The organism is Brevundimonas sp. (assembly GCF_047617075.1).
In the GTDB taxonomy this organism is placed as follows: domain Bacteria; phylum Pseudomonadota; class Alphaproteobacteria; order Caulobacterales; family Caulobacteraceae; genus Brevundimonas.
In genome coordinates this window covers 31940-43889 of the sequence record NZ_JBLGCI010000013.1, presented here as the reverse complement: position 1 = coordinate 43889, position 11950 = coordinate 31940, and the positions used below count along the sequence as shown (strand labels likewise).

Sequence of the window (11950 nt, the reverse complement as noted above, 5' to 3'; positions counted from 1 at the left end):
GCACGGGCGCCGGCGCCCGGCAACGGACCCGGCAGGGCCGCGCCGGCGCACGCTGACGCCGCAGTGGCCCAAGCATAGGCGAGCCGCCGCGCAGGCCCTTGAACCGATCCTCCGGATGACTTGCCCGTTCCTGCGGGTTGTCCGGGATCGCTCACCCTCGTCCAGCCCGGGGGCCCGTCAGGGCGTTCGGGACGCTGCACCCTCCAGCAGCGCCCGCACCCGCGCCGCCGTCTCCTCCGTCGCCGGATTGTAGACCGCCATGGCCAGCTCCGGCCGCCCGTCCACCGCAAAGGTGGAGAACTCCAGCTCAAGCAGCCCCGCCTCGGCATGGTGCAGCCGCTTGGCGCCGCCGCCCGGCGCCGCAACGTCGTCGCTGCGCCACAGGGTGGCGAAGGCTTCGCTCCGGCGCGACATGTCCTCCACCAGCTCGGTCATCTCGGCGCTGGCTCCCGCCCGCGCCGCATCGGCCCGGAAGCTGGCCACCACGAAGCGCGCCACGCTCCACCAGTCGTCCTGGGCCGCCCGCACCCGTTCGTTTCCGAACATGATCCGCAGGACGTTGCGCTCCTCACGCGGCAGGGCGCCATAGTCGGTCAGCACCGCCGCCGCGGCCCGGTTCCAGGCCACCACGTCCCAGGTGGCGGTCTTGATGAAGGCCGGACTGAACGGCATGGCGTCCAGCACCGCCTGCAGCCTCGGCGTCACCTCGTCCACGGGCCGGTAGCGCACGTCCGGGGCCCGCCCCAGGGCGATCAGGAACAGATGCTCGCGCTCGGCCTCGGTGAGCATGAGCCCCCTGGCGATGCGGTCCAGCACGTCTGCCGAGGGCGCCCCGCCCCGCCCCTGCTCCAGCCAGGTGTACCAGGTGGGGCTGATGTTGGCCCGCTGGGCCACTTCCTCACGGCGCAGCCCTGGCGTCCGCCGACGCCCCACCGGATAACCCAGGGCCGCCGGATCCAGGCGCGCGCGGCGGCTGCGCAGATAGGCGCCGAGACGGCCCTCCTCGCTGATGGGAGCAGTCATTATAACAGGATAACCTCACACCTTTAACAGCATCCAGAATGACCCCACACGGCGCTCCTGACAACTCAGGAGCCACCCCCATGCGCGTCTTTCTCACCGGAGCCACCGGCTTCATCGGTTCAAGGATCGTCCCCGAACTGCTCGCGTCCGGCCACACCGTGCTGGGCCTGACCCGGTCCGCGGCCGGCGCCGAAGCCCTCAGGGCCCGGGGCGCCGAGCCCCACAGCGGCGACATCGAGGACCTGGACAGCCTCCGCCAGGGCGCGGCCCTGTGCGACGCGGTCATCCACACCGCCTTCGACCACGACTTCAGCCGTTACGTGGACAATTGCGAGAAGGACCGGCGGGCGGTCACGGCCCTCGGCGAGGCCCTGAAGGGGACCGACCGGCCCCTGCTGATCACCTCCAGCACCGGCATGGGCTCGCCCACCCCTGGGGCCCTGGCCACGGAGGATCAGTTCAACGCCAACGATCCCAGCCCACGCGTGGCGTCCGAACAGGCCGGCGAGGCGCTCAGGGCCGAAGGCGTCGCGGTCATCGCCATCCGTCTGCCCCAGGTGCACGACACCGTGCGCCAGGGCCTGATCTCCTATCTGCTGCCCGTGGCCCGCCAGCGCGGCGTCGCCGCCTGGGTCGGCGACGGGACCAACCGCTACTGCGCCGCCCATGTCACGGACGTGGCCCGGCTCTATCGCCTGGCGCTGGAGCAGGGCCGGGCCGGCGCGCGATACCACGCCGTCGCCGAGGAGGGCGTGGCCCTGCGCGCCATCGCCGAGACCCTGGGCGCCGGGCTTGGCGTCCCCGCCGTCTCCATCGCCCCGGACGCGGCGGCCGATCATTTCGGACCCATGGCCGCCTTCGCCGAGCTCGACCTGCCCGCCTCCAGCGCCTGGACCCGCGCGCAGCTGGGGTGGACGCCGCAAGGCCCGGACCTGCTGTCCGACCTGCGGACCATGGACTACGCCGCGCCGGCGTCCGCGTGACGCCTGCAGGCCGGGCCCTGTGTGCCCCGGGCGCAGGCGCCGCCCGGGGCACACAGCGGCGCCCCTGCCGGATTCTCCGAACTTCTTGCCCGATTCTACAACCACCGTTGCTGACCCTCGAAGGCCTGTTACACTCAACCCAAGCAGCAGGAGACCAGACATGCCCAGCGCCCTCACCGCCGCGATCGCCGGCGTCATGGACCGGCACGGCATCCGCGACGGGGTGCATGTCACGCCCGTTCCCGGCCTGAGGCTGGTGCGGACCCACAGCAAGGTGGCGCCGCGCCTGATGACCTACCGCGCCTCCCTGTGCGTCATCTGCCAGGGCGCCAAGGAAGTGCTGGCAGGCGACCGCACCATCACCTACGGCCACATGCAGTCGCTGGTGGTCACCATCGATATTCCCGTGCTCGCGCAGATCGTGGACGCCTCGGAAGACGCGCCCTACGTCAGCGCCACCCTGGAGCTGAACCCGGAGATTCTTCTGGAGGTGGCCACCGAGCTGGGCGACGGCGACAGCTCCGACCGGGAGACCGGATCGGCCATGGCGGTCAAGGACGTGGACAGCCAGATCTCCGGCCTGATGATCCGCCTGGTGGCGCTGGCGGACCAGCCCGAAGCCATCGACATTCTTTATCCCGGCATCATGCGGGAGATTTCCTTCTGGCTCCTGTCCGGTCCCACCGGGGCGGAAGTGGCGCGCACCGTCCTGCCCACCGGCCAGCCGGGCCGCATCGTCCAGGCCATCCGCCATCTGCGCGAGAATTTCGAGGAGACCATCCACATGCCGGACCTGGCCAGGGCCGCTGGCATGAGCCTGTCCTCCTTCCATCAGCACTTCAAGGCGCTGACGGCCATGTCGCCGCTGCAGTACCAGAAGCACCTTCGGCTGCTGGAGGCGCGCCGCCGCATGCTCACCGACGAGGAGAAGGTGGGGCCCGCCGCCCTGTCGGTGGGCTATGAAAGCATCTCCCATTTCACCCGCGACTATGCGCGCATGTTCGGCTCCCCGCCCCGCAAGGCGGTGGAGAAGATCAAGGCGGACCGGCTTGGGGCCGCGGCCTGACCCCGCCGCCGCGGCGGCCGGCGAGCGAGCCGGATCCTGCCGGCGCCCTCCGCCCCCGGGAGCCGGAGGGCCGCGCCCTGCCCGGCTTCGCCACGGGCTGGCGCTTCGCGGCGATCCTGCTGGCCCTGTTCCTCGTCAACGCCCTGTCCCAGGTGGACCGGATCCTGCCCTTCATCCTGGCGGAGTCCATCCGGCTGGAGTTCGGACTCAGCGACACCCAGATCGGCCTGCTCACCGGGGCGGCCTTCGCCGCCTGCTACGCCCTGCTCTCCCTGCCGCTGGCCCGGGCGGCGGACCGGGGCTCGCCGCGCATCGTCCTTGTGGTGTGCATCGTGCTGTGGAGCGCCATGACCGCCCTGGGCGGCTTCGCCGCCGGTTTCGTCCTGCTGGCCCTGACGCGGCTGGGGGTGGCGTTCGGCGAGGCCGGCGCCATTCCCTCGGGCCACGCCATCATCGCCCGGCGCATCCGGCCCGAGCGCCGGGGCCTGGCCATCGGCGTCTTCTCCATGGGCATCCCCCTGGGCACCATGCTGGGCTTCGTGGTGGGCGGGGCGATCGGCGACCAGTTCGGCTGGCGCACCGCCATGATCGGCGCCGGGACCGTCGGCGTTCTGGTGGCGCTGCTGGCCCTTGCGGTGATCGGCCCCACCCCGCCCCGCCCCGCCTCCGCCGCCAGTCCCGAGCCCTTCCTCCGCTCCGCCTTCGGCCTGCTGACTGCGCCGGGGTTTCGCTGGCTGTTCGCCGCCACCCTCGCCATGGGCTTCGCCGCCGCGCCCTTCTACGCCTTTTCCGCCGCCTTCCTGATCCGCAGCCATGGCCTCTCCGCCACCGAGGCCGGTCTGGTCTTCGGCCTTCTCCAGGGCGCCATGGGGATCGCCGGCGCCGTGCTGGGGGGACGGGGGTTCGACCGGGCCATGCGCAGGGGGACCGGCCGGCTGCTGGGCCCGCCGGCCTATCTGTTTCTGATCGCCGGCCTGACCACGGCCGCCGCTCTCCAGGCGCCGTCGCCCTGGCTCGCCGCCGCCCTGCTGGTTCCGGCCATGCTGGCCTTCGCCTTCGCCCTGCCCTGGGGGTTCGGGGCGGCCCACGCCCTGGCGGGACCGGGACGAGAGGCCCTGGCCTCGAGCCTGCTGGTGATCGCAGTCGGCCTCGTGGGCCCCACGCTCGGCCCGGTCCTGGTGGGGATGATCAGCGACGCCGCCGCCACGGCCGGCCTGCCGAACGCGCTCGCCCTGGGGCTGCTGGTGGTCCCCGCCGCCTGCGTCGTCGCCGGCCTTGGCTATCTGAACGCCAACCGCCGCATCGCCGCCGTGCTGGGCGGCGCCCGGCAGGAGGCGACCCCATGACGGCCCGGTCCGTCTTCCTCGTCCCCGTCGCCGGGACCCCTGCTCACGACCGCGCGCCGCCGGGTCCTGCCCGGCTGCGCGCACCCACCACCAAGGCCTGCCATCATGCTCAGTGAACTCAACGACACCATCAACCGCACCCTGGACGCCCAGATCACCGGAGACGGGTTCTGCCTGACCGCCGTGCCGGGACTGACCCTGATGCGCTTCTCCGAGCTCCTGGCGCCCCAGCACATGCAGTACCAACCCAAGCTCTGTCTGGTCACCCAGGGCGCGAAACAGGTCATGGTGGCCGACAGGGTCGTCACCTACGGAGCGGGCCAGTCCCTGGTGGTCACCGTGGAGGTGCCCGTGGTCAGCCAGGCCCTGGAGGCGTCGCGCGATGCGCCCTTCGTCGGGGCCAGCCTGAGCCTGGACCCCGCCATTCTGCTCGACGTGGTGACCCGCATGAACACGCCGCCGTCCAGCCAGCCGGCCGAGGCGTTCGGGCTCATGGTGACCGATCTGGACGCCCAGATCATGGCCTCGTTCCAGCGCCTGCTGGAGGTGAGCGGCCAGCCCCAGGCCGTGGACATCCTCTATCCCGCCATCATGCGCGAAATCTCCTACTGGCTGCTGACGGGTCCGGCGGGCCACAATGTGGCGCGCATGGTGCTGCCCGAAGGCCAGCCCCAGCGCATCGCCCGGGCCATCGCCCACCTGCGTGAGAATTTCGACGTGCCGGTCAGCGTCCCCGAACTGGCCAGCGCCTCGGGCATGAGCCCTTCGTCCTTCCACCAGCACTTCAAGGCGCTGACCTCCATGACGCCGCTGCAGTATCAGAAGAACCTGCGCCTGCTGGAGGCCCGCCGGTTGATGGTGGCCCACGGCGAGAAGGCCGGGGTCGCCGCCATCGCCGTGGGCTATGAGAGCGCCTCCCAGTTCAGCCGGGAGTACGCCCGCATGTTCGGCGCGCCGCCCCGCCGCGAGACCCAGCGCGCCAAGGCGGACCACTCCCGCACCGCCGCACAGATGGAAGCGTCATTCTGAACCCTCCGGGCCTGACAGGGCCGAGGCCCACGCATCCGCCGGCCTCCCGCGATCCCCATGGCGTCGATCGGCCTTCAGCCCTGCTCGGTCCGCCGCAAAGCCGGCCGAAGCGCCCCGGCACTCCGGTACGCTGGCCCCTGATCGCGCAACCGCGCCGGCGCCCCTAGATCTGCGCCCAATGTCGCCCAGGACGCCGTCCGTGGGACGCCCGCGTCCCAGCGGCGTTCCGGGCGGCTTGGGCGTCGGCGTTCACCGAACGGCAAGTCCGTCTCACCCCCAGCCTGCAGACCGCCTGGATCCTGAAAGGCCGTTCGGCTTTGCAGATCCGGGCAAGAAATCCGGCGCTTCCGGCCTACGCATTCAGGTCCGCCCCTTCAGACTGGCGAGCGGCGTCATGGGACCGCGCGGACGTGAAGGCGTCACCGGTCCCGCCTGTCGCCGAAATTCGTGAACGAACCGCCAAGGCGCCGCGTCGGGACGAACGCCGCCAGCCTCGAACAAGGGACAGACCATGGCCGACAGTACAGGGACGACCTCATCCCCGGGCGCCCCGCCCCGGGGAAAGCACTACCGCGCCGGGTGCGCATTCCGCTTCGAGGGAGAGGGCGCGCCCCTGGCCCGATCCGCCCCCTGGATCACCGTCGCCCCGGATCTTCCGGCCGGTGACGCCGGCGGGCCACCGTCCGCCTTCGGGAGTCCCTCCTCCCTGGATCCGGAGGCCTGACGACAGTGTCCAGCGCCTGGTCCCACGGCTATTTCACCGACCTCAACTACACCTACGGCTACTATCCCGATCTGTCGCCGGTCCGGCTGCGCCTCGCCTGCCGGGCGTCGGGCCTGGACGTGGCCCTGCCCGACCCCTGCACCTATCTGGAGCTGGGCTTCGGCCAGGGATACGCCCTCAACATTCATGCCGCATCCAATGCCGGCAGCTTCTGGGGGGCGGACCTCAACCCCAGCCATGTGGTGCACGCCCGGGACCTCGCGTCCGGGACCGATGCGGATCTGACCCTGCTGGACGACGCCTTCACCGACCTGGCCCGCCGAACGGATCTGCCGGGGTTCGACGTGATCGCCCTGCACGGCGTCTGGAGCTGGATCTCCGACGAGAGCCGCGCAGCCATCCTTGATCTCATCCGGCGGCGCCTCAAGCCGGGCGGCATCGTCTACATGAGCTACAACTGCCTGCCGGGGTGGGCGGTGGACGGACCGACCCGCCATCTGATGATGCTGAGCGAGCGTTTCTCGGACCGGCGGGAGGGGCCCGCCGGCCGCATCCGCAACGCCGGCGAGATGGTCAAGGCCGTGGTGGACGCCGAGGGAGCCTATTACGCGCTCAACCGTCCTGCGCGTGATCACGCCCTGAGCCTGACCGGGAAGGACGGCCGGTACCTGGCGCATGAGTATCTCAACGCCGACTGGCACCTGCCCTACTTCTCGGAGGTGGAGGCCGCCATGCGCGAGGCCAAGATGACCTGGGTCGGTCCGGCGCGCCATCTGGACCGGATCGACGACATCAATCTCTCGCCCAGGAGCGCCGCCCTGCTGGACGGCATGGGCGATCCCGTCCTGCGCGAGAGCCTGCGCGACTACCTGGTCAACCAGCGCTTCCGCTGCGACCTGTTCGTCAAGGGCGGACACAGGCTGACCCTGGAGGCCCAGCGCGACGCCCTGGAGTCCCAGCCGTTCGCCCTGCTCAAACCGCCCGCCGAGGTGGACCTCAAGGTCAGGGGCGCCCGGGGCGAGGCGGACCTGCCCGAGGACATCTACCGCCCCGTTCTGGAGGCCCTGGCTTCGGACGACTATCGGCCGAAGTCCATCGCCGAGCTGCGCACCCATCCCGCACTGGCGTCACAGCCGCAGCAGCAGGTCGCCGGCGCCGTGATCATCTGTCTGGGCGTCAATGCGATCACCCCGGTCGTCACCCCGTCAAAATCCATCATCGCCCGCTGCGCGGCCTTCAACCGTCACCAGACCCTGAACATGCCGAGCGCGCCGGAGCTCGGGTTTCTCGCCTCGCCCGTCACGGGCGGAGGCGTGCCTGTTCCGCGGCCGGTCCAGTTGATCCTGCTTGAGCCCGATGTTCTGAAGCGCCCGGCGCGTCAGCTGGCCGAGACGGTATGGGCCCGATATCTGCGCACCAACGAACGCATCTTCCGCGACGGCCAGCGCATCGACGACCCGAAGGAGAGTCTTGACGCCCTCGAGCGGCACGCGGCGACCCTGCTCGAGCGCACGGCGCCCGTCTATCGTGCGCTGGGCCTGCTGCCGGGCTGAAAGGCGAATCCCCTGAGAGCGAAGGCCCTAAGGCCCGCGCTCCCAGCGGCCGCAGCGGACTGTCCGGGCGATTATTGACGCGGCCCGTTTCCAGGCGCAGGGCGTTCATGCAAGCTGCGCCGCTCCCTGAACCGCGCCCTGGAGACCACAGTTGATGGATGAGACCCGCACCGAGGCCGATCTGGTCGGCATGACCACCGACATCGTCTCGGCCTATGTGTCGAACAATACGGTGGCGCCGGACGCCCTGGCGAACCTGATCACCAGCGTGCACACGGCGCTGACGGGCATGGCCTCCGGATCCGGGCCGGAGCCGGAACCGCAGGCCCCGGCCGTGCCGATCCGCAGGAGCGTCACGCCCGACTACATCATCAGCCTTGAGGACGGCTCCAGGTACAAGTCGCTGAAGCGCCACCTGTCTACAAAGTACGACATGACCCCGGAGGAGTACCGGGCCAAGTGGGGCCTGCCGCCCGATTACCCCATGGTGGCGCCCAACTACGCCAAAGCCCGCTCGGAGCTGGCCAAATCCATGGGCCTCGGCCAGGGCGGGAGGAAGCCCGCCAGGAAGCCGCGCAAGCCCAGGGCGTGAGCATTTGCGGCGGATACCCATGCGGCGATGACGGCGATGGACAAGGCGTCGCGGCATTGGCGACCGTGAACATCGGCCGGCCGGCACGGGTCTGAGCCTGCGCACGTCGTCGTGGCGATCGGCTCCGGCAGGCAGGACGTCCCCCGCCCGGCCGCGACCGGGCCCTCAACCGACTGAAGACGGCAAGACAGCCACGCCCGGAAGGCATGGCTGTCTGCGGGATCCGCAGCGACCTGCCGGTCAGAAGTCTGGCGGAACCGGCCTCAGAGGAAGCCGCCGTTGGCGAACACAACCTGCCCGTTGATCCATTCCCCCTCGCCCGAGCACAGGGCCGAGATGGCGTTGGCGATGTCCTCGGGCTCGCCGATGCGGCCGTAGGGCGTCATCTGCGCGGCCTGGGCGCGAAGCGGCGGCGGCACATCGAGCAGCGAAGTATTGGTGGGCCCGGGCGCCAGGGCGTTGACCGAGATGCGCCGCCCGGCCAGTTCCTTGGACAGGCAGCCGGCGTAGATCTCCTGGGCCGCCTTGGTCGCCGCATAGCCCCCGTGGGTGGCGCGCTTGGCCTTGATGGAGGTGGAGGCGAGGGTGACGATCCGGCCGCCGTCGCGGACGCGCCGCGCTGCCTCGCGCAGGACGTTGAAGCTGCCCTTGATGTTGGTGGCGATCATCCGGTCGAAGGCCTCGTCTTCGAACTGGGCGAAGGGCGCGGTGTTCATGATGGCGGCGTTCGAAATCACCACATCGACGCCGCCGAACGCCTCGTCATTGGCGTCGAACAGGGCGCGCATGGCGGCCGGATCGGCGACATCGCCCTGGCGCCAGATGGCCCGGCCGCCCTCCGCCTCGATGTCGCGCACCACTTGGGCGGCCAGGTCGCGGTTGACCAGGCAGTTCACGGTCACCGCAAACCCGTCCCGGGCCAGGCGCTTCGCCGTGGCCGCGCCGATGCCGCGAGAGGACCCGGTGACGATCGCGGCGCGCCCTGCACCCGGGCGGGCCGCGGGGCTGGTCGCGGCGGTCTGGGCGGCGGCCGCGCCCGCGCCGGCGACGGCTGCGGGTCCGGCGACGGCCGCGAGCGCTAGGAGGGATCGGCGGGAGGTGTCGGACATTGGGGTTAACTCCTTTTCTGCTGGAGCCCTATCCATAACCTCCGCCCTGCGCGCCCGGCTTTGCCCGTTCTGAACGAACAATTGTCCGATCCTGCGAGCGCTTGCGCATCTCGCCGGCCCTTCCAACCCCTTTGGCCGTTCAGTGACCACGCGGCGGCGTTTGCCTGATCCACCGTATTTCTTGCCGGAACGTGCGGCCATCCCGCCGCGCGGCTGACTGCAGAGGTGCGGGTGTGCAGTGTTGACAGTGTCAACCTCGGGAGTCTGAACATGCCGACAGTCCTGATCACCGGCGGGCACGGCGGCATCGGGCTCGAATGCGCCCGGTCGCTCGCCGATCGCGGCGTCGGTCTCATTCTGGCCGGCCGAAACCCGGCGCGTCTCGAAGAGGCGGCCGCATCGCTCCGGTCCGGCGCGGGCGTGATGGCGGCCACCCTTGAGATGGACGTCTCCTCGCTGGGCTCGGTCCGGGCGGGCGCCGCGCACTGCCGCGAAATGATCGACAGCGGCGCGGCGGGCCGGCTTGAGGCGATCCTGTGCAATGCGGGGGCGACGTTCCGGGGCCCTCCCGCCTACAGCGTGGACGGCTATGAGCTGACCTTCGCCACCAACCATCTGGGCCATTTCCTGCTGGTCCAGCTCCTGCTGGACAGCCTCGAGCCTGACGGCCGCGTGGTGTTCACCGCCAGCGGCACCCATGACCCCGACACCGCCGACGGCCGGTTCATCGGCCCGGCCGTCAGGCCCGACGCCATCGCCCTGGCGACCATGGGCGTTGACGGCGGCGAACCGCTTTCCGGCGGCCGGCGCTACACCACATCAAAGCTCTGCACGGTTCTGCACGCCTATGAGCTGGACCGCCGGGCGAAGGCGGCGGGTCTGTCCCTGTCGGCCATCGCCTATGATCCCGGCGCCATCGCCGAGACCGGCCTGCTCAGGGACCTGCCGGGGCCGGCGCGCCTGGTGATCGGTTCGCCGCCCGTCCGCTGGCTGATGAAGCGCGTGGGCCTGACCCTCGGCGACCTCGTCCAGTCCGGCCGGGCCCTGGCCGATCTCGCCACGTCGCCGGACTTCGAGTCAGGCCGCTATTACCAATGGAAGGACGGCGGCCTCGTGGAGAGACGTTCGGCCACGATGACCTACGACGAGGACCTGGCCCGGGCGCTCTGGCGCGACTCCAGAACCCTGGCGGGCCTCACGGCGGCCGAAGCACCCCTCGCATTGAGATGACCACCCGCGAGGCGCTCATCCGCGCTGCCGCGACCCTGCTGGACACAGGCGGCGAACAGGCGGTCACCCTGCGCGCCGTCGGCCACGCGGCCGGCGTCTCCCACAACGCGCCCTACAGGCATTTCCGGAACCGCGGCGCCATTCTGGCCGCCGTCGCCTCGGCCGACCTCGAGACCCTGAGCGCGACCTTCGGCGACATCCGCGGTTCGGCCCGGACGCCCCGGGCCAGGCTGCTGGCCGCTATCGGCGCGCTGATCGCGTTCAGCCGCGAGCAGCCGTCCCGCTACCGGCTGGTGTTCGGCGCCCCGACGCTGGCCCGGGACCATCCCGATCTGCAGGCCCGCAGCGCGACCTGCCTCGCCGGGATCATGGCGCTGGTCGATGACTGCAAGGACGCCGGAGCGCTTCCCGCGGCGCCCACGAAGAGCCTGGCCAGCCTTCTGCTGGCGGCCATGCATGGCCTCGTTCTTCTGGAGGCCCAGGGCCAGTTGCGGGCGGACAAGGGACTGCCGGCCATCGAGGACAGCATGGAGCTGATGGTCAAGCTGTTGGCCCGCTGATCCCGACCGCCGTCGCCGCCGGCAAACGCCGCCATGCGCCGGGCCGGCGCGTCAGTCGGGGGACAGGGTGGTCAGGGCCTGCCCCGTGGCGAAGTCCATGGGCACCGACACGTGGTCGTGGACGACCAGCCATGCGCCGTCGATCCGGCGCAGCACATTGGTTTCTCGGGACCACATGTCCACGTACTGGCCTGAGGTCATGGTGCCCTGCAGCCGCGTCAGACCGCGGACGGTCGCGATGTCGCCCGACTGATAGACCGTCAGGTTCTCGATCGTGACCTCCAGGTCATCCTCGAACATGTCGAAGAAGGCCACCCAGTTGCGACGCCAGATGTCCTCGCCGTCGAAGGCGAGCTTCAGGCCGTCCGCTTCTGGGGCGGCCATGAGGTCATAGGAATAGATCTCGGGAACATAGAAGGACATCATGCCCTCCACGTCCTGCCGTTCGAACGTTTCCCGCCAGGCGTTGCGCCGGGCGGCGACCGCAAGAGCCGCCTCGGGGTCTTCCGCGTAGTCCGGAATGATGACCTCGAACGGCAGGTCTTCCGGGACCGTCTGGGCCTGGACGGGTCCGGCCAGCGCTGTCGCCATGAAAAGGCCGGCGGCGGCTGCGGCAGTGATGTTGCGGTTCATGTCTGCATCCTTTGCATTTGATGGAGGTTTCGCTCGGACCTCTTTCCGGGACCGGGCCGGGCGCGCACCGGGCGGAGTCGCCGGCGAGGCCGTTGGAGAGCC

General features: G+C 70.7%; 11 protein-coding genes. 8 read left to right on the top strand and 3 right to left on the bottom strand.

Going from position 1 to position 11950, the window contains the following annotated elements:
* Nucleotides 1-177 precede the first annotated feature (177 nt).
* Nucleotides 178-1023 carry a helix-turn-helix transcriptional regulator gene (locus ACI8U3_RS12665; protein WP_415015237.1) on the bottom strand — a complete coding sequence of 282 codons (846 nt, stop codon included), beginning with the start codon at nt 1021-1023 and terminating at the stop codon, nt 178-180.
* 80 nt (nt 1024-1103) lie between these two features.
* On the opposite strand from ACI8U3_RS12665, the gene ACI8U3_RS12660 reads away from it, so the two are divergent.
* The 6 genes from ACI8U3_RS12660 to ACI8U3_RS12635 all read left to right on the top strand — a co-directional run bounded on the left by ACI8U3_RS12660 (nt 1104) and on the right by ACI8U3_RS12635 (nt 8316).
* A complete protein-coding gene (locus ACI8U3_RS12660) occupies nt 1104-2006 on the top strand; it encodes an SDR family oxidoreductase (protein WP_415015236.1) in 903 nt (300 codons plus the stop codon).
* A 160-nt stretch (nt 2007-2166) separates the two neighbouring features.
* Nucleotides 2167-3072: an AraC family transcriptional regulator gene (locus ACI8U3_RS12655; RefSeq protein ID WP_415015235.1), complete on the top strand. Its 906-nt coding sequence runs from the start codon at nt 2167-2169 to the stop codon at nt 3070-3072.
* Nucleotides 3069-4418, top strand: coding sequence for an MFS transporter (locus ACI8U3_RS12650; RefSeq protein ID WP_415015274.1), 1350 nt, complete (start codon nt 3069-3071; stop codon nt 4416-4418). Before ACI8U3_RS12655 ends, ACI8U3_RS12650 begins: the two co-directional genes overlap by 4 nt.
* A gap of 105 nt (nt 4419-4523) precedes the next feature.
* Nucleotides 4524-5447 (top strand): AraC family transcriptional regulator N-terminal domain-containing protein, encoded by a 924-nt coding sequence (locus ACI8U3_RS12645; RefSeq protein ID WP_415015234.1) that lies wholly within the window; start codon nt 4524-4526, stop codon nt 5445-5447.
* 729 nt (nt 5448-6176) lie between these two features.
* Nucleotides 6177-7724, top strand: coding sequence for a methyltransferase regulatory domain-containing protein (locus ACI8U3_RS12640; RefSeq protein WP_415015233.1), 1548 nt, complete (start codon nt 6177-6179; stop codon nt 7722-7724).
* 154 nt (nt 7725-7878) lie between these two features.
* Nucleotides 7879-8316 (top strand): MucR family transcriptional regulator, encoded by a 438-nt coding sequence (locus tag ACI8U3_RS12635; RefSeq protein ID WP_415015232.1) that lies wholly within the window; start codon nt 7879-7881, stop codon nt 8314-8316.
* Between the two features lie 263 nt (nt 8317-8579).
* Here ACI8U3_RS12635 and ACI8U3_RS12630 read toward each other — a convergent pair whose 3' ends face one another.
* Nucleotides 8580-9425 (bottom strand): SDR family oxidoreductase, encoded by an 846-nt coding sequence (locus ACI8U3_RS12630; protein WP_415015231.1) that lies wholly within the window; start codon nt 9423-9425, stop codon nt 8580-8582.
* Nucleotides 9426-9695: 270 nt separating this feature from the next.
* Here ACI8U3_RS12630 and ACI8U3_RS12625 point away from each other — a divergent pair, with 270 nt between their 5' ends.
* A complete protein-coding gene (locus ACI8U3_RS12625) occupies nt 9696-10655 on the top strand; it encodes an SDR family NAD(P)-dependent oxidoreductase (protein WP_415015230.1) in 960 nt (319 codons plus the stop codon).
* The gene (locus ACI8U3_RS12620) at nt 10652-11215 is read left to right on the top strand and encodes a TetR/AcrR family transcriptional regulator (RefSeq protein WP_415015229.1); all 564 of its coding nucleotides are present in this window, start codon (nt 10652-10654) and stop codon (nt 11213-11215) included. The genes ACI8U3_RS12625 and ACI8U3_RS12620 overlap by 4 nt, the downstream gene beginning before the upstream one ends.
* Nucleotides 11216-11266: 51 nt before the next feature.
* On the opposite strand, the gene ACI8U3_RS12615 is transcribed toward ACI8U3_RS12620, so the two are convergent.
* Nucleotides 11267-11848: a YybH family protein gene (locus tag ACI8U3_RS12615; protein ID WP_415015228.1), complete on the bottom strand. Its 582-nt coding sequence runs from the start codon at nt 11846-11848 to the stop codon at nt 11267-11269.
* Nucleotides 11849-11950: the final 102 nt, after the last annotated feature.

Bases quoted from the DNA above. Each gene is read 5' to 3' on its own strand.
- ACI8U3_RS12630 (WP_415015231.1), bottom strand. From the start codon at position 9,425: ATGTCCGACACCTCCCGCCGATCCCTCCTAGCGCTCGCGGCCGTCGCC.
- ACI8U3_RS12665 (WP_415015237.1), bottom strand. From the start codon at position 1,023: ATGACTGCTCCCATCAGCGAGGAGGGCCGTCTCGGCGCCTATCTGCGC.
- ACI8U3_RS12655 (WP_415015235.1), top strand. From the start codon at position 2,167: ATGCCCAGCGCCCTCACCGCCGCGATCGCCGGCGTCATGGACCGGCAC.
- ACI8U3_RS12620 (WP_415015229.1), top strand. From the start codon at position 10,652: ATGACCACCCGCGAGGCGCTCATCCGCGCTGCCGCGACCCTGCTGGAC.
- ACI8U3_RS12615 (WP_415015228.1), bottom strand. From the start codon at position 11,848: ATGAACCGCAACATCACTGCCGCAGCCGCCGCCGGCCTTTTCATGGCG.
- ACI8U3_RS12645 (WP_415015234.1), top strand. From the start codon at position 4,524: ATGCTCAGTGAACTCAACGACACCATCAACCGCACCCTGGACGCCCAG.
- ACI8U3_RS12625 (WP_415015230.1), top strand. From the start codon at position 9,696: ATGCCGACAGTCCTGATCACCGGCGGGCACGGCGGCATCGGGCTCGAA.
- ACI8U3_RS12635 (WP_415015232.1), top strand. From the start codon at position 7,879: ATGGATGAGACCCGCACCGAGGCCGATCTGGTCGGCATGACCACCGAC.
- ACI8U3_RS12660 (WP_415015236.1), top strand. From the start codon at position 1,104: ATGCGCGTCTTTCTCACCGGAGCCACCGGCTTCATCGGTTCAAGGATC.